This window comes from Deinococcus arcticus, from assembly GCF_003028415.1.
In the GTDB taxonomy this organism is placed as follows: domain Bacteria; phylum Deinococcota; class Deinococci; order Deinococcales; family Deinococcaceae; genus Deinococcus; species Deinococcus arcticus.
In genome coordinates this window covers 168,246-189,962 of the sequence record NZ_PYSV01000006.1, presented here as the reverse complement: position 1 = coordinate 189,962, position 21,717 = coordinate 168,246, and the positions used below count along the sequence as shown (strand labels likewise).

The 21,717-nt window shown below is 68.5% G+C and carries 24 protein-coding genes and 2 tRNA genes; 14 read left to right on the top strand and 12 right to left on the bottom strand.

The features are described from left to right. Position 1: 1 nt before the first annotated feature. Positions 2-577 carry a type 1 glutamine amidotransferase domain-containing protein gene (locus C8263_RS08290; protein WP_107137644.1) on the top strand — a complete coding sequence of 192 codons (576 nt, stop codon included), beginning with the start codon at positions 2-4 and terminating at the stop codon, positions 575-577. A 190-nt stretch (positions 578-767) separates the two neighbouring features. Here C8263_RS08290 and C8263_RS08285 read toward each other — a convergent pair whose 3' ends face one another. The 6 genes from C8263_RS08285 to gcvT form a co-directional block, all read right to left on the bottom strand. Next, entirely contained in the window at positions 768-956 is a 189-nt protein-coding gene (locus C8263_RS08285; protein ID WP_107137643.1) for a hypothetical protein, read from the bottom strand. Further along, positions 953-1,402 carry a hypothetical protein gene (locus C8263_RS08280; protein WP_107137642.1) on the bottom strand — a complete coding sequence of 150 codons (450 nt, stop codon included), beginning with the start codon at positions 1,400-1,402 and terminating at the stop codon, positions 953-955. Before C8263_RS08280 ends, C8263_RS08285 begins: the two co-directional genes overlap by 4 nt. A 100-nt stretch (positions 1,403-1,502) precedes the next feature. Next, positions 1,503-1,826 (bottom strand): hypothetical protein, encoded by a 324-nt coding sequence (locus C8263_RS08275; protein ID WP_107137641.1) that lies wholly within the window; start codon positions 1,824-1,826, stop codon positions 1,503-1,505. 183 nt (positions 1,827-2,009) lie between these two features. After that, entirely contained in the window at positions 2,010-4,877 is a 2,868-nt protein-coding gene (gene gcvP / locus C8263_RS08270) for an aminomethyl-transferring glycine dehydrogenase (RefSeq protein WP_107137640.1), read from the bottom strand. A gap of 119 nt (positions 4,878-4,996) precedes the next feature. After that, a complete protein-coding gene (gcvH, locus tag C8263_RS08265; RefSeq protein WP_107137639.1) occupies positions 4,997-5,359 on the bottom strand; it encodes a glycine cleavage system protein GcvH in 363 nt (120 codons plus the stop codon). 102 nt (positions 5,360-5,461) lie between these two features. Next, positions 5,462-6,532, bottom strand: a complete 1,071-nt coding sequence (gcvT, locus tag C8263_RS08260) for a glycine cleavage system aminomethyltransferase GcvT (protein WP_107137638.1) — start codon at positions 6,530-6,532, stop codon at positions 5,462-5,464. A gap of 150 nt (positions 6,533-6,682) precedes the next feature. Between gcvT and C8263_RS08255 the strand changes: the two genes are divergently transcribed. From C8263_RS08255 to C8263_RS08245, 3 genes are read left to right on the top strand one after another with little or no spacing between them, the layout of a single operon-like run. Next, the gene (locus C8263_RS08255; RefSeq protein WP_107137637.1) at positions 6,683-7,219 is read left to right on the top strand and encodes a 2'-5' RNA ligase family protein; all 537 of its coding nucleotides are present in this window, start codon (positions 6,683-6,685) and stop codon (positions 7,217-7,219) included. 9 nt (positions 7,220-7,228) lie between these two features. Continuing rightward, complete coding sequence (locus C8263_RS08250; RefSeq protein WP_107137636.1) at positions 7,229-7,852, top strand: NUDIX hydrolase; 624 nt, start codon at positions 7,229-7,231, stop codon at positions 7,850-7,852. Positions 7,853-7,898: 46 nt separating this feature from the next. Beyond that, positions 7,899-8,534, top strand: a complete 636-nt coding sequence (locus tag C8263_RS08245; RefSeq protein WP_107137635.1) for an SDR family NAD(P)-dependent oxidoreductase — start codon at positions 7,899-7,901, stop codon at positions 8,532-8,534. Positions 8,535-8,538: 4 nt separating this feature from the next. Here the strand turns inward: C8263_RS08245 and C8263_RS08240 are convergent, their stop codons facing one another. From C8263_RS08240 to hisF, 6 genes are all read right to left on the bottom strand, one after another. Next, positions 8,539-9,219, bottom strand: a complete 681-nt coding sequence (locus tag C8263_RS08240; RefSeq protein WP_107137634.1) for a lysoplasmalogenase family protein — start codon at positions 9,217-9,219, stop codon at positions 8,539-8,541. Beyond that, positions 9,216-9,773: a 5-formyltetrahydrofolate cyclo-ligase gene (locus C8263_RS08235; RefSeq protein ID WP_107137682.1), complete on the bottom strand. Its 558-nt coding sequence runs from the start codon at positions 9,771-9,773 to the stop codon at positions 9,216-9,218. Before C8263_RS08235 ends, C8263_RS08240 begins: the two co-directional genes overlap by 4 nt. Further along, on the bottom strand, positions 9,770-10,561 hold the full coding sequence (locus tag C8263_RS08230) for a phosphodiesterase (protein ID WP_107137633.1): 792 nt from the start codon (positions 10,559-10,561) through the stop codon (positions 9,770-9,772). Before C8263_RS08230 ends, C8263_RS08235 begins: the two co-directional genes overlap by 4 nt. Before the next feature lie 206 nt (positions 10,562-10,767). Then, entirely contained in the window at positions 10,768-11,625 is an 858-nt protein-coding gene (locus tag C8263_RS08225) for a DUF4394 domain-containing protein (protein WP_107137632.1), read from the bottom strand. A gap of 274 nt (positions 11,626-11,899) precedes the next feature. Next, complete coding sequence (gene hisIE, locus C8263_RS08220; protein WP_107137631.1) at positions 11,900-12,565, bottom strand: bifunctional phosphoribosyl-AMP cyclohydrolase/phosphoribosyl-ATP diphosphatase HisIE; 666 nt, start codon at positions 12,563-12,565, stop codon at positions 11,900-11,902. Between the two features lie 63 nt (positions 12,566-12,628). Further along, on the bottom strand, positions 12,629-13,429 hold the full coding sequence (hisF, locus tag C8263_RS08215; protein WP_107137630.1) for an imidazole glycerol phosphate synthase subunit HisF: 801 nt from the start codon (positions 13,427-13,429) through the stop codon (positions 12,629-12,631). 293 nt (positions 13,430-13,722) lie between these two features. Here hisF and C8263_RS08210 point away from each other — a divergent pair, with 293 nt between their 5' ends. The 10 genes from C8263_RS08210 to tig all read left to right on the top strand — a co-directional run bounded on the left by C8263_RS08210 (position 13,723) and on the right by tig (position 21,653). Next, the gene (locus C8263_RS08210) at positions 13,723-14,148 is read left to right on the top strand and encodes a response regulator (protein ID WP_107137629.1); all 426 of its coding nucleotides are present in this window, start codon (positions 13,723-13,725) and stop codon (positions 14,146-14,148) included. A gap of 98 nt (positions 14,149-14,246) precedes the next feature. Continuing rightward, positions 14,247-15,086: a DUF72 domain-containing protein gene (locus C8263_RS08205; RefSeq protein ID WP_107137628.1), complete on the top strand. Its 840-nt coding sequence runs from the start codon at positions 14,247-14,249 to the stop codon at positions 15,084-15,086. 209 nt (positions 15,087-15,295) lie between these two features. After that, positions 15,296-15,454 carry a cytochrome c oxidase subunit 2A gene (locus tag C8263_RS08200; RefSeq protein WP_107137627.1) on the top strand — a complete coding sequence of 53 codons (159 nt, stop codon included), beginning with the start codon at positions 15,296-15,298 and terminating at the stop codon, positions 15,452-15,454. Between the two features lies 1 nt (position 15,455). Further along, a complete protein-coding gene (locus tag C8263_RS08195) occupies positions 15,456-16,034 on the top strand; it encodes a cupredoxin domain-containing protein (protein ID WP_107137626.1) in 579 nt (192 codons plus the stop codon). Between the two features lie 2 nt (positions 16,035-16,036). After that, positions 16,037-17,764 (top strand): b(o/a)3-type cytochrome-c oxidase subunit 1, encoded by a 1,728-nt coding sequence (locus C8263_RS08190; RefSeq protein WP_199188349.1) that lies wholly within the window; start codon positions 16,037-16,039, stop codon positions 17,762-17,764. Between the two features lie 2 nt (positions 17,765-17,766). Beyond that, positions 17,767-18,180 (top strand): c-type cytochrome, encoded by a 414-nt coding sequence (locus C8263_RS08185; protein ID WP_107137625.1) that lies wholly within the window; start codon positions 17,767-17,769, stop codon positions 18,178-18,180. An 81-nt stretch (positions 18,181-18,261) separates the two neighbouring features. Then, positions 18,262-18,338: transfer RNA gene (locus tag C8263_RS08180), tRNA-His, on the top strand. 46 nt (positions 18,339-18,384) lie between these two features. Further along, positions 18,385-18,470: transfer RNA gene (locus C8263_RS08175), tRNA-Leu, on the top strand. A 124-nt stretch (positions 18,471-18,594) separates the two neighbouring features. After that, on the top strand, positions 18,595-19,731 hold the full coding sequence (locus C8263_RS08170; protein WP_107137624.1) for a hypothetical protein: 1,137 nt from the start codon (positions 18,595-18,597) through the stop codon (positions 19,729-19,731). Between the two features lie 554 nt (positions 19,732-20,285). After that, positions 20,286-21,653: a trigger factor gene (gene tig / locus C8263_RS08165; RefSeq protein WP_107137623.1), complete on the top strand. Its 1,368-nt coding sequence runs from the start codon at positions 20,286-20,288 to the stop codon at positions 21,651-21,653. Positions 21,654-21,717 lie beyond the last annotated feature (64 nt).

The following is a 21,717-nucleotide window of genomic DNA, read 5'->3' as shown; positions in this document are numbered from 1 at the left end:
CATGAGCGACCCGACAGGCAAGCCGCTGGCCGGCAAAGTGATCGCCATTCTCGCCGCCGATGGGGTGGAGCAGGTGGAGCTGGTGAGGCCCCGGCAGGCCCTGGAAGCCGCCGGGGCCACCACGCACCTGATCAGCCTGAAGCCGGGCCAGATTCAGAGCATGGAAGGCGACCTCGTGCCCAGGGACAAGTACGACGTGGACCACACGGTCACGCAGGCCAACCCCAGCGACTACGACGGCCTGCTGCTGCCCGGCGGCACCGTGAACCCCGACAAGCTGCGGCTGGACGCCTACGCCATGCAGTTCGTGCGTGCCTTTTATGACCACGGCCAGCCCATTGCCGCCATCTGCCACGGCCCCTGGAGCCTCAGCGAAACGGGGATTGCAAAAGGGCTGAAGATGACAGGTTGGCCCAGTCTGAAGCATGAATTAGGACTGGCGGGCGCCGAGTGGATGGATAAGGAAGTCGTGGTGGACCGGGGCATTGTGACCAGCCGCAAACCGGACGATCTGCCCGCGTTCATTGAGAAGATGATTGAGGAGTTTCAGGAAGGGGACCACGGCAACAAGCGGTAAACAGGGAGAGGCGGGTGCCGGGAGAGGGCGGCCCGCCTTTTTCGTGCATATCTGGACTTGTGAGGGTTTGAAAGTGCTGCGCTGGACGGCGTGAATCGGGTAGCTGCGTAGGGCTTGACGCCGGGTGCATACCGGGCTATCTTGGTTTTATCACCGCCGAAGAGGGCGGGTTTTTTGTTTTGGTCGCTAGTTAGCCTCCCAGCTTCTTCAAAGGTCGAATCGCCACAACGCGCTGCATGGGTTCGCGGTCGGCGCCCCACATGGCGCGCAGGCGAAACACTTCCATGATCCGTTCCTCAGGCGTACGGTCACGCCATTCGGCTGAAGCTGGGGGCTCGGTGCCTTTCTGATAAATCTTGACGGTGGCTTTACGGGTCACGAATCCCCCAATTCTTCTATATCTGCCAGGTCCCGCAAACGGCCCGTGGCGCGTTTGTTCGTCTTCAAACTCTGTACGTCCAGCACAGGGGCTGGATAACCTGCCAGCGAGAGCATGACGCGGCGTGGATAAGCCTCACTGAAGGTCACGCCATCCAAAGTGGTGAGGAGATCAATGCGGTTCGGTTCGTAGCCTAACTGAACCACAATGTTTTCTGTCAAGAAATCCTGCTCGGTCAGGCCCAGACTGCCGAAGCCAAAGTCACGCAGGGCAGCCACAAGCCGCTGCGCATTGTCTGGGCTGACATCCAACCAAATGTCCAGGTCCTTGGTGTATCGGGGGTGGCCGTGAGCAGCCAGGGCGAATGCACCTGCCACCAGATAGCGCACTTGCCGTCCGTTCAGCGCTTCCAGAAAGTCGCGGAAATCGTCGGAAAAGTGCGTCATAACGTTAGTTTAGAACGGGCTCAGGTAGCCAGCGGCTTCCTGGCCCTCGCCTCGTGCTCAGCCCATTGCAGCGCTGCCCAGAGGTCCACCCCAGTCACCGCTACCACCGAGGCCAGCGCGACCCCGCATTTGTGCGTTTGGGGTTCCGGGTGCTGAGGGCAGGGAGCAGCGTGGCAATGTCCAGCACGTCGCCAGCCACACGCGACCACAGCCACTTGCCGGTGCCTGTCTGGGTCAGCAGTGCGGCGCCAGCGCCAATCTCCCGCACCCCGTACAGGCGCAGCAGCCCTTGGCGGCCCTCCAGGCCTAGCGTGCGGGCCAGGGCCCCTGGCGCCGCAGCTTCCAGCCCGCCCAGGCCCAGGCTGAAGTACCCCAGGAAATTGGTGACGCGGTTCAGGGCAGTGTTCGGCTGTGACGTCGTCATAAGGGAATGATCGGCGGCCCAGGTGAAGAAGAGGGGAGAAACAGATGGGCATGCGGGTCCTTCTCCCACACCCGGGCGCAGCGATGGGTAAGGAGGCTGCGGTGCCAGCCGCTCAGGCCAAACGCAACCCCGGCCTATGCAAAAAGGGGCCGGGGCACGAATTGAATGACGTGCAGGGCAGACTTACGCCTCGGCGTACTCCTCCACCGGCGGGCAGGAGCACACGAAATTCCTGTCGCCGTACACGTTGTCCACGCGGTTCACAGCCGGCCAGTACTTCCACGCCTTCTGGGTGCCCGTGGGGTAGGCGGCGGTTTCGCGGCTGTAGGCGCGGTTCCACGCCTCGTCCATCAGATCGGCCTGGGTGTGGGGCGCGTTCTTCAGCGGGCTGTCCCCAGCGGCGATCAGTTCGTCCTGCACGTCCTGAATCTCGCGGCGAATGCCCAGCATGGCCTGAATAAAGCGGTCCAGCTCGGCTTTGGGCTCGCTTTCGGTGGGCTCGATCATCAGGGTGCCGGGCACGGGGAAGCTCATGGTGGGGGCGTGGAAGCCGTAGTCCATCAGGCGCTTGGCCACGTCTTCCTCGGTGATGCCCGTGGCCTGCTTGAGCGGGCGCAGGTCAATGATGCACTCGTGCGCCACGCGCTCATTGCGCCCGGTGTACAGCACGGGGTAAGCGCCCTTCAGGCCCTGGGCAATGTAGTTGGCGTTCAGCAGGGCCACCTGTGTGGCCTTCTTCAGGCCCTGCGCGCCCAGCAGGCGAATGTACAGATAGGAGATGGGCAGGATGCTCGCGCTGCCGTAGGGGGCGGCACTCACGGCGCCGGTCTGGCTGTCGTTCACCGCGCGCACCGCGTGGTTGGGCAGGTAGGGCGCCAGATGGGCTTTGACGCCAATGGGGCCCATGCCGGGGCCGCCGCCGCCGTGCGGAATGGCGAAGGTCTTGTGCAGGTTCAGGTGGCTCACGTCACTGCCAATCAGGCCAGGCTTGGTCAGCCCCACCTGGGCGTTCATGTTTGCGCCGTCCAGATACACCTGCCCACCGTGCTGGTGAATCAGCTCGCAGGCTTCGGTCACGCGCTCCTCATACACGCCGTGCGTGCTGGGGTAGGTGATCATCAGCGCGCCCAGGTTGGCGCTGTGCTTTTCCGCCTGCGCCTTCAGGTCGTCCATGTCGATGTTGCCGTCGGCGTCCGTTTTTACCACGACCACCTGCATGCCCATCATGGCGGCGCTGGCGGGGTTGGTGCCGTGGGCGCTGGCGGGAATCAGGCAGACGGTGCGGTGCGCCTCGCCGCGCGCTTCGTGGTATTTGCGAATGACCAGCAGACCCGCGTATTCGCCCTGGGCGCCGCTGTTGGGTTGCAGGGACACGGCGTCGTAACCGGTAATGTCGGCCAGCCACGCTTCCAGCTCGGTCAGCATCTCGGCGTAGCCTTCGGTCTGGTCGGCGGGGGCAAAGGGGTGCAGCTGCCCGAACTCGGGCCACGTCACCGGAATCATTTCCGTGGTGGCGTTCAGCTTCATGGTGCAGGAGCCCAGCGGAATCATGCCGTGCGTCAGGCTGTAGTCCTTGTTTTCCAGGGTCTTCAGGTAGCGCAGCATGCCGTGCTCGCTGTGGTGCGTGTTAAACACGAGGTGGGTGAGGTAGTCCGTGGTGCGTTTCAGGCCCCCGGGGATGCCGTCCACCGCCCCCGCGTCCAGCGCCAGTACGTCGGCCGGCTGCCCGGTGATGGCTTCGATAACGTCGCCCAGGTCGGCTACCGTCACGGTCTCGTCCAGGCTGACCGAAATGCGGCTGCCTTCGTAGCGCAGGTTGATGCCCTTGGCCTCAGCCCGCTCGCGGATGGCGCTCATGTCACCCTCAAAGCTCACGGTGTCGAAGAAAGTGGGGGTCACCGTCACTCCGGCGTCTGTCAGGGCCCGGGCCAGAATGCCGGTCATACGGTTCACCCGCTCGGCAATCGTTCGGATGCCCTTGGGGCCGTGGTACACGGCGTAAGCAGCGGCCATATTCGCCAGCAGTGCCTGCGCGGTGCAGATGTTGCTGGTGGCTTTTTCGCGGCGGATGTGCTGCTCGCGGGTCTGCATCGCCATGCGGTAAGCCGTGTGCCCGCGCGCGTCCTTGCTCACGCCGATCACGCGGCCGGGCATAGAACGCTCGAAGCTCTTCTGGCAGGCCAGGAACGCCGCGTGCGGGCCACCAAAGCCCATGGGCACGCCAAAGCGCTGGGCGCTGCCAATCACAATGTCAGCGCCCATCTCGCCCACGGGCTTGACCACGGCGCTCGCCAGCAGGTCGGTGGCCGCAATCAGCAGGCCGCCCGCCGCGTGCACGCGCTCGGCAATGGGGGAGAGGTCGTGCAGGTCGCCGGACGTGCCGGGGGTCTGCACCAGCGCGGCGAAGGTGCCCTCGGGCAGTTCGGCGTCCGCCGGGCCGGTCACGATGTCGTAGCCGAAGTATTCGGCGCGGGTTTTGATCACGTCCACCGTCTGGGGGTGCACATCCTGCGCCACGTACAGGGTGTTGCCCTTGCTCTTGCCCGCCCGCTTAGCCAGGGTCATGGCTTCGGCGGCGGCGGTGGCCTCGTCCAGCAGGCTGGCGTTGCACACCGGCATGGCGGTCAGGTCCATCACGGTCTGCTGGAAGTTCAGCAGCATTTCCAGGCGGCCCTGCGAAATCTCGGCCTGGTAGGGGGTGTAGGCGGTGTACCAGCCGGGGTTTTCCAGCAGGTTGCGCAGCACGACGCCCGGCGTATGCGTGCCGTGGTAGCCCATGCCGATGTAGCTGCGGAACACCTTGTTCTTCTGCGCCACGGCTTTCAGGTCGCTCAAAGCCTGCGCTTCAGTGACGGGGCCGCCCACGTTCAGCGCGCCGTCAAAACGGATGCTTTCGGGCAGGGTGGAGTCGCTCAGTTCATCCAGGCTACCCACGCCCAGCACGGCAAGCATCTGGGCCTGTTCGGCGTCGGTGGGGCCAATGTGGCGGTCGGTGAAGTCAGCGGTCTGCAGCAGCTCGGTCAGGGTGGTTCGCTGGTGGTTGGGGGTCATGGGGACTCCTGGGAAGGGCTCTGGGCTGTGGGCCATGAGCCAGGGGGAAAAGACGGCAGAACAAAGGAGCCTGTGGGCGCGCGGCCCCAGGGCTCAAAGCTCATGGCTCACGGCCTCTGTCAGCCGTTCGCGCTGGTGTAGGCGCCCGCGTCCATCAGGTCGCCCTCGCCGGTCACGTCCAGCCTGAACAGCCAGCCACCCTCGTAGGGCGCGCTGTTGACCAGTTCGGGGCTGGCGGTCAGGGCGTCGTTGACGGCCGTGACCGTACCGCTGGCCGGGGCGTAGATGTCGCTGGCCGTTTTCACGCTTTCCACCACCGCTATCGTCTCGCCCGCCTCCACCACACGGCCCACCTCGGGCAGCTCGACATACACCACGTCGCCCAGCTGCTCCTGCGCAAAGTCGGTGATGCCCACGGTGCCGTCGTCAGAGAGCCATTCGTGCGAGGCGGCGTATTTCAGGTCAGAGGGGGTGTTCGTCATGGTGTGTATTCTCCGGGGTTTGGGGGGAAAAGTGTGTAGGAAAGGGTGCGCGGTCTGCAGGAGGCGGGAGGTGTTGACTGTACGCTGCCGCCTGTACCCCACTTACCCTTTGTAAAACGGCAGGTCCATGCGGGTGGCCGGATGGTCCTTGCCGCGCACTTCAACGTCAAAGGTATCGGCCGCAGCGTGGGCGGCTTCCACCAGCGCCATGGCAATGGGGTGGCCCAGGGTGGGGCTGCTGGTGCCGCTCGTGACGTGCCCGACGACGTGCCCGCTCACCTTGACGGGGTAGCCCTCGCGCACGGGCACCCGTTCCAGCCGCAGGCCGATGAGCTTGTGGGCGGGCGCCAGGCTGATGTGCTCGCGGCCCACGTGCGCCTTGTCCTTCACGACCCAGGCGTAGGTGCTGGACAGGGGGTGGATGGTGTCGCTGAATTCGTGGCCGTACAGCGGAAAGCCCGCTTCCAGACGCAGGGTGTCGCGCGCGCCCAGGCCAGCAGGCGTCAGGCCAATGGCCAGCAGTTTGTCCCAGACAGGTTCGGCCTCGCTGGCCTCCACGAACACCTCAAAGCCGTCCTCGCCGGTGTAGCCGGTGCGGGCCAGCATGACGCCGAACCCAAACAGCTTGGCCGCAAAGTAGGCGTTCTTCTTCTTGGTGCTCAGGTCCACGTTGACGTGGGGTTGCAGCAGTTCGGCGGCTTTTGGTCCCTGTACGGCCATCAACCCCCACCGGTCCGACTCGTCGGTCAGTTGCACGTCAAAGCCCGCCGTATGGGCGTTCAGGTGCGCCCAGTCCTTGGCAATGTTGCCCGCGTTGACCACCATCAGGTACTCGCCCTCGGCCACCATGTAGATGTAGATATCGTCCACCAGCCCGCCCTGCACGCCGGGCAGCCAGTTGTACTGGGCGCGGCCGGGCCTGAGCTTGCTTACGTCGTTGGTGGTCACGCTCTGCAAGAAGGCCAGGGCGCCCGCACCGGTCACGCGGAATTCGCCCATGTGCGACACGTCGAACACGCCTGCGCCCGTGCGGACGGCGTCATGCTCGGCTTTCAGGCCGCTGTACTGCACCGGCATGTCCCAGCCGCCAAAAGGCACCATGCGGGCCCCGGCGCGCAGGTGCGCAGCGTGCAGCGGCGTCCGCTTGAGCGGCTCTGTGGGGGTGTCGGTCATGGGAAAATCGTAGCGGAACGGGGGCTCGGCCGTCCGGGCGGTGCGGACGAGAACAAGGGGGAAGAGGGGGATGCAGCGCGCTGAAAAACCTGTCCAGTGGGAAGGATTTCCTTTCTTTTGGGCTGCTCTCCGTCGCCTGACGGGGAAGGCATGACCGCCTCGCACCTCCTGGCCCTGTTGCCCCCGGCCACACTGGCCAGGCGGGTGGTCGCCTTTCGCGCCGCGCACGGGATTCGGGACGCCGCTGCGGTGCCGCACATCACCGTGAAAGCGCGCAGCGGCCTGGGGCCTGACCTGGCCTGGCAGGTGCCCGCGCAGGCGGTGGCGGCGGCGCTGCAGCCTGTCCCACTGACCCTTGGCGGGCCACGTCTGTTTCCTGGGGGCCGCGCGCTGTACCTGCAGGTCCACAGCTCCGGCGCCGTGGGGCTTCACCTCGCGCTGCTCACGGCCCTGAACCCCGCCGAACGCTTTGGCTCTGAGGGCCCAGGGATGACGCCGCACCTCTCGGTGGCGCTGGGCCGGCGCGGCCTGAAGCTGGACCCGGTGCTGGAAGCCGCCCAGGCCACCTTTGCCGACCTGGAAGCCCACCCGCTGACCTTCACCGCCACCGAACTGGTCTGGCTGCGCAAGGCGGGGCCGGGGGCCGTCTATCTTCCGGTGGAGGCGTGGCCGCTGGGCGCCGGGTAGAGTCGTTCCATGCCCACCCTGGCCCAGCTCCGCGAGTTGCAGTCCATTGCCCAGGCCGGTCTGACCTACACCCGCGACCCCTACGACCGCCAGCGCTTTGAGCGCCTGCGCGACCTGTCCGCCGAGTTGCTAGCCGAACAGACCGGGCAGGCGCCGGCGGCGGTGGCGGGCCTGCTGCGGGTGGAAGAGGGCTACCTGACGCCCAAGGTGGACGTGCGCGCCGTGGTCCTGAATGCCCGGGGCGAGGTGCTGCTGACCCGTGAAGCCTCGGATGGCCGCTGGAGCCTGCCCGGCGGCTGGGCCGACCCCGGCGAGAGCCCCCGTGAAATCGCGGTGCGCGAGGTCCGTGAGGAAACGGGCCGTGAGGTCCGCGCCCGGCGTCTGCTGTCGGTGGTGGACAAGGCCAAGCACCCCCACCCGCCGGATCTGTGGGCGGTGTACAAGCTCTTTGTGCACTGCGAGCTGGTGGGCCCGGAGGACAGCGCGCACGCGGCCAACCTCGAAACCACCGACAGCCGCTTTTTCCCGCTGGACGCCCTACCGCCCCTGAGCCTGGGCCGCAACCTGCCGGCGCAGATTCAGCGCGCGGCCGAACTGGCGCTGAACCCGGCCCTGGGGACCGACGTGGACTGAACGCGGGCGTACCGTCTGCCGTGCGGGAAACGGCTTGACTGACGGGATGAACGTGCTGATCTTCGGAGCGACGGGCGGGATTGGGGCGGCCACCGCCCGCGCGTTTGCACAGGCAGGGGCCACGCTCACGCTGTCCGGGCGGGACGAGGCGCGCCTTCAGGCCCTGGCGGGTGAGCTGGGTGCCCAGGCCCGGCCCGCCGACCTGGGCTACGAAAGCCATGTGCGGGCGCTGTTTGAGGAGCTGCCGGCGCCACTGGACACGCTGGTGTATGCGGCGGGCGCGGCCCACCCCGAACCGCTGGCCGGGGCCGACCCGGCCCAGGTGCGCGCCGTGTGGAACGCCAACTATTTCGGGGCGCTGTGGGTGCTCAAGCATGGGCTGGGGCGCCTGAATGCGGGCGGGCGCGTGTACCTGCTGGGCGCCCGCCCAGAACTGGTGACGGCACGGGGTTTTACCCAGTACGCCGCCAGCAAGGCCGCCCTGGCCCGCGCCGCCGAGATCGCCCGGCTGGAACACCGGGGCCTGGAGCTGACCCTGGTGCTGCCGCCAGCGGTGGACACGGGGCTGTGGACCCAGGTGGGCCGGGTGCCCCGGGGCGCCCTGGCCGCCGGGGTGGTGGCGCAGGCCATCGTGGCGAACTGCGGGGGGCCGGCCCAGGCCGAGCTGCGGGTGGAGGGCTGAGCGCCTACCCCTCTTGTTCCTGGCGTGTCAATTGCAGCAGGCCGTCCACCAGATGCCGCTGGGCGGCGGCGTACAGGGCCAGCATCAGCCCCTCGGTCAGGGCGCGGTCCAGGCGGCCCCGCAGCAGGAAGCGCCGCACCAGAATCAGCAGGTCGGACGCCACGAACAGCCATCCACCCCGGCGCAGGTGCCGGCCCGCTGCTGGGGCCAGCCGGGGGTCGGCGGCCAGCAGGGCCATGCCGGAGAGCAGCGTGCCGTAGCCGCTGAGCGCAGGCAGGCTGGCGCGGTCGCCGCGCAGCAGCAGCGCCAGACCCACGCTCGCTGCCGCTGCGCGCAGCGGCCACGCGCCCCCGTGCGGCCGGGCCCCGCGCCGCCACAGCAGTCCGGTGTACGCCGCCTGGGCCAGCGCGTACCACGCCGCGCCCCGCCGGAACCCCGCAGGGTGGCCCTGGGGGTCGCTCAGGTGCGTGGCGGTGGCAATGTGCAGGCCCCCCAGCCCCGACGCCGCCAGCGCCCCCACCAGCAGCGCCGTGTCACGCCCAGAGCGTTCGGGGGCGCGGGCCAGCACCCCGGCCATCAGGGTCAGGATCAGGGCACTTTCGGCCGCCTGGTGGGCGCGGGTGTGGTCAGCCATGCCCGCCACCACCGTGGCAGCTGCCGCCAGGCGAAAGGGCCAGCGGATCATATGCCGGGCCTCTGGGCGGCCTGCACGCCGGTTTCTGTGGCCAGCCACGCCACCGGGCAGTCATGGGGGTCGGTGGGCAGCGCGGGCACCAGCAGCGCGCCCGCAGTGACACCCACCGTCAGGCCCGCGAAGCCCGGCAGCAGGCGGTCATAGAAGCCGCCGCCGTACCCCAGGCGCACGCCCCGCACGTCGTAGGCCAGGGCCGGCAGCAGCACGGCGTCCACCGTGGCCAGCGGCACCTGCGGCGCGCCGGCCGGCGGTTGCAGGGCGCCAAACCGGCTGGGCTCGGTGGCGGTGTGCCAGGGGTGCAGCGTCAGGTGCGGCGCCGGCCGGAAGCGGGCGCGGGTGGTCAGCAGCTCGAAGTTCGCGGCCAGCCCGGACACGTCCGCTTCGCCGGCCAGGGCGCGGTAGGCCAGCACCCGCCGGGCGCCGCGGGCCTGCAAAAAGGCCTGCAGGTGCGCCGTGACGGCGGCCGACCCGTCCGGCAGCCCGGCGCGGACCTCGCGTGCCCAGGCCCGCCACTCGGCCTTGGGGGCGTGGGGGGCTGGGGTCAGCCCGCCCACCGCTGGCCGTCGTGCAGGGTGACCCAGGGCGCGGCGTCCAGCGCGGCCGTGAAGCTCAGCAGACCGCTGCGCTCGTCCCAGCGGTGCAGCAGCGCCAGCGGCGGCTGGTACTGGATCACCAGCTGCTCGGTCTGCGCCCAGTCGGGCTGAAAGGTGGCGTCGGTGCCGGGGCAGGTCATGACCGTGGTGTGGGCGAAACTGGCGGTCAGCGGCATGTGCACGTGGCCGGCCAGCACCCGCACCACCTGGGGGTGGCGCTGCACCACCTCGCACAGCTCGGCGCGCCCCTGCAGCCCAATCTCGTCCAGCACACGCAGGCCTGTTGCTGTGGGCGGGTGGTGCATGAACAGCAGCGTGGGGCGACTGGGAGCCTGGGCCAGCACCCGGTCCAGCCACGCCAGCCGCGCCGGGCACAGCTGCCCGGCCCCCTGCCCCGGCCAGTGGGTGTCCAGGCCAATCAGGCGCAGCGGCCAGTCCTCCACCACGTACTGCAGAAAGCCGTCCAGGCTCTGGCCGGGCGGGGCAAAGCGCGCCAGCAGCTCGTCGCGGCGGTCATGGTTGCCCGGCACCACGTACACCGGCATGGTCAGCGGCGCCAGGGCAGCCTGGAATTCTTCGTATTCCTGCGGGTGGCCGTGTTCGGTGCAGTCACCCGTGATCAGCACGGCGTCGGGGGTGCGGGGCAGAGAGAGGAGAAAGGCCACGGCGCGGCGCAGCGCCCCGGCCTTGTGCGGCTGGGCGGTGTCTACATGCGGATCACTGAGCTGGGCGATGAACATGGGCGCAACCTCATGGGGTGAGGACGGAGCAGGCGCGCGGGCAGCGGGCCGGACGCGCTCACCGGAGAATGAAGGGCTTTATTGTGTCATATCGGCCTGCTGCGCCGGGGCCAGGTTGCACCCCTGGATGCGGCGCGGCGTGAACAACGCGAAGCCCCGCCCTCCCAGACAGGGAAGCAGGGCTTGAGGGGCGACCCCCCCCGGACTTACTGCGGCGTCAGGGCCAGGGCAAAGCTCTTCAGGCTCACGCCACTGAGGGTGGTTTTCAGGGTGGCGGCGCCGGTGCCCAGGTTGACGGTGTAAAACGAGGTGGTGCCGCCTGTGCTGGTGCTCAGGTAGGCGCTGCTGGTTCCGGTAATGTCAAAGCCGGTCATGCCGGGCATGGCGTCCACGCCCAGGGCGCCGCGCGAGGTCAGCAGGCTGAAGTTGCCGGCCGGGCCAGTGGGGTTGTTGCTGTGCAGCACCAGCGCGTCGGTATCGGCGTCAATGGTGAACAGCTCCGTGGTGGTGTTTGGGTTCACCGCGCCGCTGGCACTGTTGTTAAAAGAATTGGTGTAGGCAGCCGCCACCAGATTGGGGTTGGGGGTGCTCAGCGCGTAGGCATAGGTGCCGTCGTTGGTCACGGTGCCCGCCGGCGAGGTGCCCGGGACCGGCGCACTGTTCAGGGTCACGCGGAAGTTGCGGTCCGCTGTGCCCACCACGCGCAGGCGGTTGGCCACCGGGTTGAAGTCCATGGCCACGGCGGCCTCGCCCAGGGCCGCGCCGTCGCGGGTGGCAGCGCCAGCCATGCTCAGGCGGTAGATGTTCCCGGCGCTGGACAGGGCGTAGAGCATGTTGTCGGTGTTGCGCACGTCCAGGTCCACCAGCGTCTCGCCGCTGCCCAGACCCGTCACATTCATGGTGCTCAGGCTGGCGTTCGCGTTGTCCAGGCCGAATGACACCAGCTGGCCCCCGGTGGTCAGGCCGTACGCCAGCTGGCCGGCAGGGGCGGCGGGTGGGGTGACCGGATTGCAGGCGGCCAGAAGAAGCGAAGACATCAGGGCAAGCAGCGCAGTCTGTTTCATAGGGGTCCCTCCTGAGGTGGGGAAGGGCCCAGACCCTTGCTCCTCCTCGCTCCGATTGAAGCGTTGACCAAACGGTTCAATCCGAGCGAGGAGGAGAAAAACGGCTTCCGGGCGTGAAGCTGGCACGTCGGCTCTTTCCCGATGTGTCGGCGCAACAGACGGAAGCCGTATCAGGTGGCCGGGGCACTCCTGATCAGGGGTAAGCGGCACTGGGCGCGGTGGATCAGGCCCGCCGTTCATGCCTTCTTTAGGCTTGTGCCGTCCGGGTTATTTCTCAGCCCACCTCTTTGGGCCCTTTCAGGCCGGTTTTGCCCTCGCGGGCCTGCAGCACCGCCGCCACCTCGGCCGTTCCCACACCCACCTCGGCCAGGGCGAACAGCAGGTGAAACAGCAGATCGGCCGCCTCGGTGGCCAGTTCGGCCTGATCCCCGTTCTTGGCCGCCAGCAGCACCTCGCCCGCTTCCTCACTGATTTTTTTCAGCACCCGGTCCAGGCCGCCCGCGTGCAGCCGGGCCACGTAACTGTGTTCGGGCAGGGTGGCCAGCCGATCGGCAATGGTGGCGTACACGCGCTCCAGTGTGCCGTCCAGGCCGGTGCCGGGGTCGGGGCCCTCCAGCAGCGGCTGGTGGTAGCAGCTGTACGCCCCGGTGTGACAGGCGGGGCCAGTCTGCGCCACCCGGTACAGCAGGCTGTCGCCGTCGCAGTCGGTCTGCACGCTCAGCACGCGCTGGGTGTGGCCGCTGCTCTGCCCCTTGATCCACTGCGCCCGGCGGCTGCGCGAGTAATAGGTGGCCTCGCGGGTGGCCAGGGTGCGCACCACCGCCGCGCGGTCGGCCCACGCCTGCATCAGCACAGCGCCGGTGCGGGCGTCCTGGGTGACCACCGGCAGCAGACCGGTGTGGGGGTCAAATTTCAGGGTGCCGGGCAGGTCAGTCGTCATGGGGGCCCTCCGGGCAGCGCGTGGAAAGTGGGGCGTGGTCAGTGGAGCAACAGGCAGGCCCACTTACCACGGCCCACTCCCCGTTTCCCAGTCCGGCCGCACAGCCAGCCCCTCGCCCTTCAGGTATGCCTTGACCTGCGGCACCGTCAGTTCACCAAAGTGAAAGACGCTGGCGGCCAGGGCGGCGTCGGCGTGGCCGCCAGCGGGGCCACCCCGCAGCACCTCGCGGAAATCTTCCAGTTGGCCCGCCCCCCCGGAGGCGATCACCGGCAGGTCCACCGCCTGGGCCACGGCGCGCGTGGCTTCCAGGTCAAAGCCGGCGCGGGTGCCGTCGGCGTCCATCACGTTCAGGCAGATCTCGCCCGCGCCCAGGGCCTGCCCGCGCACCGCCCATTCAATCAGGTCCAGCCCTGTGTCCACGCGCCCGCCCGCGCGGAACACGTTCCAGCCGCCGCCCTGGCGCCGCTTGGCGTCTATGCTCAGCATCACGCACTGCGCGCCGTGGTGGTCGCTGGCTTCACGGATCAGCTCAGGGCGGCTCAGGGCGCCGCTGTTCACGCTGATCTTGTCGGCGCCGGCCAGCAGCAGTTGCCGGAAGTCGGCCAGGGCGTTCACGCCGCCGCCCACGGTCAGCGGCATCATCACCTGCTCGGCCACGCGGGCGGCCACGTCCAGCATCAGGCTGCGGCCCTCATGGGTGGCCGTGATGTCGTAGAACACCAGTTCATCGGCCTGCTGCGCCTCGTAGGCCTGGGCCAGGGCCAGGGGGTCGCCGGCGTCGCGGTGATTTTCAAAAAAGCGAACATTCTTCACCACCCGCCCGTTTTGCACGTCCAGACAGGGGATAATGCGCTTGGTCAACATGCGCGCCAGTTTACGCGGGTGCGCGCGCCCCGGCGTGGCCCCTGTCAAGAAGGGCCGCGCCGGGGGCCCCCTCAGGCAGATAAGCAAATCTTTAAGGTCCGCTCATGCGGTTTTGTTAAACTGGGGGTCACTGGTGGTTGACCACCGGCCGTTTCGTCTTCACCGGGCCCCTGCTGCCCACTTCCCTCTGCACCCAGCGTCTTCCTGTCTCTGTCTTTCTCCTCTGCGGTGGGGTCCGGCCCCGACAGTTTCTGTGCGTTCTGGATTCGGTCTCACCTGCACCTGGGGGCACTGTGAACACCCGCCGCATCCTGCTTGTTGACGACAACCACAACGACCTTGAACTGGCCCTGACGGCCCTGGATGAGGCCCCTGGGCGCCCCGAAGTGCTGGTGGCCTCCAGCGGCGCCGCCGCGCTGAGCGTGCTGCGCGAGGCCCGCGAGGCCGGCACCCTGCCCGACGTGGTGCTGCTGGACCTCAAGATGCCCCAGATGGACGGGCTGGCCGTGCTGGACGCCATCCGCGCTGAGCCCGGGCTGCAGGGCCTGCCGGTGGTGATGCTGACCACCAGCGGCGAGGGCCGTGACATCCGGGCCTGCTACGCCCACGGCGCCAGCGGCTATGTGGTCAAGCCGCTGGACTTCACCCAGTTCCGTGAAGCGCTGCGCACCATTCAGGCGTTCTGGACCCTACTCAACCGCGCGCCACGCACCTCGTAAGTCTCTCGCTGCCAGGCCCCCGATCAACAGCGAGCGACTTGGCCAGAAAATCTTCAGACTTCGCGCCCCTGGCCCCCGGGGGCGCTTACCCTGACCGTATGCGCGTGTATATCGGCTGTGGCGGCTTTAGCAACGAGGACTGGGCCGCGCCGGGCCTGCTGTACGAGGGGGTGCGCAAGGACGACTACCTGTCCACCTACGCCGCGCACTTTGACGCTGTGGAGCTGAACAGTTCCTTTTACGGCATTCCGGGCCTGAAAGCCTTTGAGGGCATGGTGCGCCGCAGCGGCGCCCAGACCCGCTTTGCCGTGAAGCTGAACAAGGTCTTTACCCACGAGCGCGCGCCCACCGACGCCGATTTTGACCGCATGCTGCAAAGCCCGGAGCCGCTGCGCGAAGCAGGCGTGATGGGGCCCTACCTGGCGCAGTTTCCCTACTCGTTTCACCGCACCGCCGAGAACCGCAAGTACCTGCAGGGGCTGGCGGAACGCTTTGCCGGCCACGAACTGGCCGTGGAACTGCGCGGCGCCGACTGGGACCTCCCCGAGGTGCGAAGCGGCATGGCCGAGCGCGGCCTGATCTGGGTGAGCCCCGACTACCCACCCGCCGGCGGTCTGCCCGAGCCGCAGCTGCACGCCACGGGCGACGTGGGGTATCTGCGGCTGCACGGGCGCAACGCGGGTAGCTGGTGGGAAGGCCAGAGTGCCGCCGAGCGCCACGATTACCGCTACAACCGCGCCGAGATGGACGAGTGGGCCCAGAAAATCGCCCTGGTGCAGGGGGACCTGTCTGAGCTGTATATCTTTTTCGAGAACACCACCAAGGGCCACGCCCTGAAAAACATTCCCATGCTGCGCGAGGCCCTGAATGCCCACGGCGTGCCGGTGGCCACCCCGGACCCGGCGGCGCGCGCGGTGGACCCGGGCCGCCTGCTGTAGGGCACCTTTCCCCGGCGCCGCGCGGCTGTCCGTCATGACCTTCCGAATTGGCCCCTTCGGGATTGGCCTGTCGTAATGGCCTCGTAACGCCCCGGGGCGAGGCTCGCCGCATGGAGGTCTTTCATGCGGAATCCTGAACGGCGCAGACTTGAACGGACGCCGGCCACGCAGCTGGGCCAGCCGGGCACCCCAGGCCAGGAGGGCGGGCCATGAGCCGCCCGCCCCAGGCGCCCCGCCCCCACGACCCCCACGCGGGCCCGCAGCGCACCACGCCCCCCCGGGGCACGCTGATGGTGATTGCCGTGCTGGTGCTGAGCATCTCCACCCTGTGGCTGCTGGTCCTGGGCATCTTCCAGGGACGGGCCTGAGATGCGCCGCGCGCCGCAAGCCCCGCGCCTGGACCACCACGCCCTGGAGCGCTACGAGCGCATCTGGCTGGGGGTGGCCGTGGTCATGACCGTGTTGCTGTTCGTGGGTGTGCTGAGCAGCCTGATCAGCGGCACCTACCCTCGCCTGAGCGGCCAGGGGGGCGGCCACAGCATGGCCGTAACCAAGGGCCGCGTGGACCCCGCCAACCTGGCCGCCACGCCCTTTGCCCGGCCGGGGCTGGTGGTGGACGCGGCCGGGCAGCCGGTGGTGAATGCCCAGGGCACGCTGGACGCCTACATCGTGGCGGGGAACTTCACCTTTCAGCCGGCGGTGCTGCGCCTGCCGGCCGGGCGCCCCGTCACCCTGCACGTGACCGCCACCGATGTCGCCCACGGCTTTCAGATCACCGGCACGAACGTCAACGTGGAACTGCTGCCCGGCCACGTGGCCACCCTGACCGTCACCTTCCGCAGGAGCGGCGAGCAGCACGTCATCTGCAACGAATACTGCGGCCTGGGCCACCACAACATGATCACCCGCTTTCTGGTGGAGCCGCCTGCCCCGGCGGCCAAGGAGTAACTGTGACCACCGTTCCTGCGCAACCGGGGGTGGGCCGTTCGCCCGCCGCCCTGGACGCGGCCACCCTGACCAGCCTGAAAAAGCTCACGCAGTATTACATCGTCACGGCCTTTCTGGCCCTGCTGATCGGCGTGCTGCTGGGCCCCTTGCAGGCGCTGAACTACGGCGGCGTGAATGTCTACGACTTTCCGCTGCTGAAAAACCTGATCAAGTCCTATTACCAGGGCCTGACCCTGCACGGGGTGCTCAACGCCCTGGTCTTTACCCAGTTCTTTATCAGCGGCTGGATGCTGTACCTGCCCGCGCGTGACCTGAACGTGCGCCCCAACATGCGTTTTGCGTGGTTTACCTATCTCACCATGACCGCCGGCCTGCTGACGGCCGCCGTGCCGCTGCTCACGAACGACGCCACCGTGCTCTACACCTTCTACCCGCCGCTGGAAGGCAGCCCGGTCTTTTACATCGGCGCGGCCGTGATGGTGGCGGCCAGCCTGCTGGTGGCGGCGCAGGTGGTGGGGCTGTGGCTGGGCTGGAAACGCGCTCACCCGGGCCGCGTAACCCCGCTGGTGGCGTATATGAGCGTGGCGACGTGGCTGATGTGGGGCGTGGCCTCGCTGGGGCTGGTGATTGAGGTGGTGGTCATGCTGATTCCCTGGTCGCTGGGCCTGACGCGCGGCGTGGACCCGCTGCTGGCCCGAACGCTGTTCTGGTGGACCGGGCACCCCATCGTATATTTCTGGCTGCTGCCGGCCTACATCTCGTGGTACGCCTTTCTGCCCCGGCAGGCGGGGGGCCGCATCGCCAGCGAGGGACTGGCGCGGCTGGCCTTTACCCTGTTCCTGATTTTCAGCGTGCCGGTGGGACTACACCACCAGTACGCCGACCCCAACGTGCAACACAGCTGGAAGGTGATTCACATGTTCCTGACCTTCCTGGTGGCGGTGCCCAGCCTGCTCACGGCCTTTTCGGTGGGCGCGGCGCTGGAAGACTCGGCGCGGGCGCGCGGCGGACGGGGGCTCTTTGGCTGGGTCACGCGCCTGCCCTGGGGCAACGCGTCCATGACCGCGCAGGTGCTGGCCATGGTCTCGTTCATCTTCGGCGGCGCGGGCGGCATCGTGAACGCCTCGATGGCCTTTTCGCCGGTGGTGCACAACACCGCCTGGATTCCCGGGCACTTTCACATCACCGTGGGCACCGCCACCACCCTCACCTTCATGGGGCTGGCCTTCTGGCTGTTGCCGCACCTGACCGGCAAGCGGCTGGCCGGGCCACGCGCCGCCCTGGTCTCGGTGTGGCTGTGGTTTGCAGGCATGATGCTCTTTGCCGTGGGCATGCACTGGCAGGGCCTTGCAGGCGTGCCCCGGCGCGCGCAGGTCAGCGCGGCGGCCCAGCAGGCGGTGTACGACGGCATGAACATCGCCCTGCCCAAACTCATGACGGCCGTGAGCGGCATGGTGCTGTTCGTGGCGGCGATCCTCTTTTTCGGGGTGCTGTTCAGGACCCTGCTCTCGCCGCGTGTGGAGGACCCCGAAAGCACGCCCATTCCCTACAGCGAGGCCATCAGCGCGGCCGGCGAGAATCTGGCCGGCGCCAGCCTTCTGGTGCGCCGCACCGAGCCGCTGCTGGCCCTCACCGCCGCTGCGCTGCTGCTGGTGGTGCTGGTGTACGCCCCCGTGATTGGCCCCATGCTGGCGAACTATCAGTTCGTGCCCGGCCAGAGGTTGTGGTAAGCGTGAGCGGCGAGTTTTACAGCGGCCGGCAGGTGGCGGGCCTGGTGACGTTTCTGGTGGTGGGCGCGGTGCTGGGGGTGGGGGCCTACCAGGCCGGGGGGCGGCTGTCGGGCGCCGGAAGTGGCGCCCAGGTCAGCGCGGCGGCGCCCAGTGCCCCCGACGGTCAGGCGCTGTACGCAGGCAACTGCGCGGGCTGCCACGGGGCCAAGGCCGAAGGCGGGCTGGGCCCGGGCCTGGCCCACACCGCCGCCTGGGGGAGCGCCGAGTTCACCCGGGCCGTGCTGGACGGCCAGTCGCCCCAGGGGCGTGAACTGGGCACAGTGATGCCCCGCTTCCGCCAGACGGGCCTGGACGGCGCCCCCGCCACCGACGCCCAGGTGGCCGCCATTCAGGCGTACGTGCAGACGCTGAAGTAGGTTGAGCCGACCATGCGCCCGGGATTGACACCTTGCCCCGCCCCCCTTAAGCTGTGTGGGCCTGCAAGACGTGGGCGCGTGGTGGGTTTAGCTCAGTCGGTTAGAGCGCCGCTCTGTGGAAGCGGAGGTCGGGGGTTCAAATCCCCTAATCCACCCCAAGCACCCGGCCCCAGGCGCATGCCCGGGGCCGGCTTTTTTGAACGTGCGGGGATGGCGGAATTGGTAGACGCACTAGACTTAGGATCTAGTTCCCGGAGGGAGTGAGGGTTCAAGTCCCTTTCCTCGCACCAAGCAGCAGTGAAAAGCACCGGCCATGCCGGTGCTTTTCGCTTGTGGCCCCGTGCGGGCGCCGCCGGCTGCTGGGGCCGCCAAACTGTCCTGCCAACTGTCCCGCCCCGTCCGTAGGGTGAGGGCATGAAGACCACAGGCATCCACCACACCCACGGCCATTTCTCTCGGCGCCGCGCCACTGTGCTCGGCAGCCTGCTCGCGGGCGCGCTGCTGGGCACGGTCCTGGACACGGGGGCCTCGGCGCAGAGCGGCGCCAGCTGGCCGCCCGCCACCGCCGAGGGCCAGACCTGGATCTTCTCGGCGGCCGGGGAAACCTGGACCGCCACCGCCGGCCAGCTTGACAGCGACGGTGACCGCGAGCTGCAGGTGAAGACCCCACGGGGCACCCAGAAAGGCTGGCTGGTGCTGTCAAACGACAGGACGCTCTGGTCCCTGCTGACGCTTCAGCCCGGCGGCGGCTACTGGGCGTGCCGCCTGGAGAAGGGGCCGGGGCCCGTGTACAGCGGCAAGCTGTCACTGTTCGCCCGGAACGACGGCCCCAGCGAGGCGCGCGGTACCTGCACCGGACAGTTGCAGGGCCAGGCCAGCAGGGGCGCCGTGAGCTGGCCCTACACGCTGGCCGCCGGTCAGACCTGGAGCGTCAAGCTGCCTGCCGGCACCGTCACCGCGACCCTTGAAGGCCAGCCAGGAAACTTCAGCGGCGTTATCTCGCGCACCCCGCCGACCATCATGGGCGCCTCGGCCACTGGCGAGGCCCTGACCTTCATGGTCATGTCGCAGAAATCCGAGCAGCTGTGCGTCATTGAGCGCTCGGGGGCTGCAGGAGCCGTGCTGACGGGCACCGCCTACGATATGAACGTTCAGACGTCGCTGGGGCAGTGCAGCGCCGCGCTGGGCCCGGCGTCAGCCCTGGCCAGCAGCAAGGTGGCCGTCAGACCCGCGTGGCCCATCGCGCCGCGCGACGGCGACACCTGGACCGTCACCACGCCTCTGGGCAGCTGGAAGGGCACTCTGAAGCGCGAGGGCGACCTGTGGCGTGGTCGCGGCCTGGGGGCCATTCCCGGCGACATGCTTCTCAAAATCAACCCAGCCAGCGCGGTGGCCGCCATCTTTGCCGATGATGGCCGGGTGTTTGGCTGCCGGATTGACCAGCTGGGCACGGTCGCCCCGGACAAGATGAGCGGCGACGCCCTGTACGGCAAGAACCAGGACGCCGACATCGAGGAGGCCGGCACCTGCAGCGTGATTCAGGAGCGCTGAGCCGGGTTCCGGGACAGAGCGTCAGGGGTACGGTTGGCCTGGCCGACGGACCGCCGCACAGCGGCGCCAGAACGCAGGCCCAGAAGCGGGGTTCCGGGCAGTGGACCGGCTCCGGGACGCCGGGGGCTGAAGCGGCAGATGGGGAAGACGCGCCCGTCTGCCGCTTCAGCCCCCATGCCGGCGAAGGGCACGGCGGCTGGTGGCTGCCCGGCACGGCGTCTCCATGAGGCACGGCGACTTCAGGACGGCACCCTGGACAGGCGCAGGCGGTGGGGCCGCGCTGTGGGGGCCGCGCTGCCGGGCAGAACGCGGCCCCAGGGGCGTGTTCACGGCGCCGCCGCCTGCACGCGCGTCTTGAGGCACGCGCCCCGCCCCCGCGCAAATGCACTATGATGCTCGGCGGCATGTCGCCTGCACCCGCCGCATCTGCGGACGCGCGGCGACACGGCAGAATCAAGATCGGGCGCCTGCGCGTTCGGCGGTTTGCCCAGCACGGCCCCCTCCAGCGGGGCGCGCCGCGAACCGGCCGGACCCAGGCGCAGACGGGAGACCCAATGGCAGAGCTGATCAGCAGAGAAGGCAACAAGGTGGAATTCAAGGTGTCGGTGCCCGCCGCCGAAGTGAACCGCGCTTACGACCAGGTGTGGGCTGGCCTGGCGCGCGACGTGCGCGTGCCCGGTTTCCGCCCCGGCAAGGCCCCGCGCAAGGTGATTGAAGGCCGCGTGGGCAAGGGCTACGTGGAGCAGGAGGTGCGTGACCGCCTGCTGCAGGCCCACTACCCCCAGGCCGCCCGCGAGCTGAAGCTGAGCCTCGTGGACGCCACCATTGACCCCAAGACCCTGCAAAGCGGTCACGCGTTCGAGTTCACCGTGAAGGGCGAAACCTACCCCGAGGTCCGCTTGGCCGACTGGAGCGGGCTGCAGCTCAGCGCCGAGGCCCCCGAGATCACCGGTGAGGTGCTGGAGCGCACCCTGAATGACCTGCGCGAGCGCAACGCCACTTTCGAGAGCGCCGAGCGGCCCATTGAAGCCAGCGATCAGGTGACCATCGAGGAAGAGGGCGAGGACGGCGGCAGCTACCCCGTGTACCTGGACGTGGCCGAGCCCCACGTGCGCGAGGCGCTGCTGGGCAAGCAGAAGGGCGACACCGTGGAGATCACCGTACCCGCCCACACCCACGGCGACCACGAGCACCCCGAGCACACGGTCACTGTGAAGATCGTGGACGTGAAGACCAAGCAGCTGCAGGAGCTGAACGACGAGTTTGCGAGCAGCCTGAACTTCGAGTCCCTGGAGCGCCTGCGCGGCGACCTGAAGGCCGAACTGGAGCGCCGCGCGCAGCAGGAAGGCGAGGCCGGCCGCCGCGAGGAGTTCATCACGGCGCTGGTGGACGGCATGGAAGCTGATATTCCTCAGGCCCTGCTGGCCCGGCGCCAGGAAAGCATGCTCGAGGAGATCAAGGACGACCTGGGCCGCCAGGGCGTGAAGTGGAGCGAGTACGAGAGCTTCATGACCGAGCAGGGCAAGCTGGACGACTTCATGGCGGACCTGGGCAAGAACGCCGAGAGCCGCGTGAAGCGCGACTTGGCCCTGGAGAAGCTGGCCGAGGACCTGAACGTGCAGGTCAGCGACGCCGAATTCAACCAGACCATGACCGCCCTGGCCCAGGCCAACGGCCTGAGCCCCGCCGAGCTGAGCAAGCAGCTGGGCCCGAACGGCATCAACGCCTACTACACCAGCCTGGTGCGCGAAAAGGGCCTGCAGCAGGCCATGGCCCAGCTGGGCGCCCAGAAGAGCGCGCAGGCCAGTGAACAGGCCAGCACGGAAGAGAGCGGCGCGCAGCAGGCCAGCCCCGACCAAGCCAGCCCCGACCAAGCCAGCCCCGAGCAGGCCAGCGAGGCCACCGAAACCAGCGCCGAGTAATTCTGGCCGGCGGGGCAGGAAACGTGAGCACCACGGTTCCTGCCCCGCTCCTGTTGGTGAGGGG

Excerpts from the sequence above, each read along its gene's own strand:
- C8263_RS08250 (WP_107137636.1), top strand. The coding sequence starts at position 7,229 with ATGCCCACCCTGGCCCAGCTCCGCGAGTTGCAGTCCATTGCCCAGGCC.
- C8263_RS08195 (WP_107137626.1), top strand. The coding sequence starts at position 15,456 with ATGCGCCGCGCGCCGCAAGCCCCGCGCCTGGACCACCACGCCCTGGAG.
- C8263_RS08240 (WP_107137634.1), bottom strand. The coding sequence starts at position 9,219 with ATGATCCGCTGGCCCTTTCGCCTGGCGGCAGCTGCCACGGTGGTGGCG.
- C8263_RS08200 (WP_107137627.1), top strand. The coding sequence starts at position 15,296 with ATGAGCCGCCCGCCCCAGGCGCCCCGCCCCCACGACCCCCACGCGGGC.
- hisIE (WP_107137631.1), bottom strand. The coding sequence starts at position 12,565 with ATGACGACTGACCTGCCCGGCACCCTGAAATTTGACCCCCACACCGGT.
- C8263_RS08280 (WP_107137642.1), bottom strand. The coding sequence starts at position 1,402 with ATGACGCACTTTTCCGACGATTTCCGCGACTTTCTGGAAGCGCTGAAC.
- gcvP (WP_107137640.1), bottom strand. The coding sequence starts at position 4,877 with ATGACCCCCAACCACCAGCGAACCACCCTGACCGAGCTGCTGCAGACC.
- C8263_RS08275 (WP_107137641.1), bottom strand. The coding sequence starts at position 1,826 with ATGACGACGTCACAGCCGAACACTGCCCTGAACCGCGTCACCAATTTC.
- hisF (WP_107137630.1), bottom strand. The coding sequence starts at position 13,429 with ATGTTGACCAAGCGCATTATCCCCTGTCTGGACGTGCAAAACGGGCGG.
- C8263_RS08245 (WP_107137635.1), top strand. The coding sequence starts at position 7,899 with ATGAACGTGCTGATCTTCGGAGCGACGGGCGGGATTGGGGCGGCCACC.
- C8263_RS08205 (WP_107137628.1), top strand. The coding sequence starts at position 14,247 with ATGCGCGTGTATATCGGCTGTGGCGGCTTTAGCAACGAGGACTGGGCC.
- C8263_RS08225 (WP_107137632.1), bottom strand. The coding sequence starts at position 11,625 with ATGAAACAGACTGCGCTGCTTGCCCTGATGTCTTCGCTTCTTCTGGCC.
- C8263_RS08230 (WP_107137633.1), bottom strand. The coding sequence starts at position 10,561 with ATGTTCATCGCCCAGCTCAGTGATCCGCATGTAGACACCGCCCAGCCG.
- gcvH (WP_107137639.1), bottom strand. The coding sequence starts at position 5,359 with ATGACGAACACCCCCTCTGACCTGAAATACGCCGCCTCGCACGAATGG.
- tig (WP_107137623.1), top strand. The coding sequence starts at position 20,286 with ATGGCAGAGCTGATCAGCAGAGAAGGCAACAAGGTGGAATTCAAGGTG.
- C8263_RS08170 (WP_107137624.1), top strand. The coding sequence starts at position 18,595 with ATGAAGACCACAGGCATCCACCACACCCACGGCCATTTCTCTCGGCGC.
- C8263_RS08255 (WP_107137637.1), top strand. The coding sequence starts at position 6,683 with ATGACCGCCTCGCACCTCCTGGCCCTGTTGCCCCCGGCCACACTGGCC.
- gcvT (WP_107137638.1), bottom strand. The coding sequence starts at position 6,532 with ATGACCGACACCCCCACAGAGCCGCTCAAGCGGACGCCGCTGCACGCT.
- C8263_RS08290 (WP_107137644.1), top strand. The coding sequence starts at position 2 with ATGAGCGACCCGACAGGCAAGCCGCTGGCCGGCAAAGTGATCGCCATT.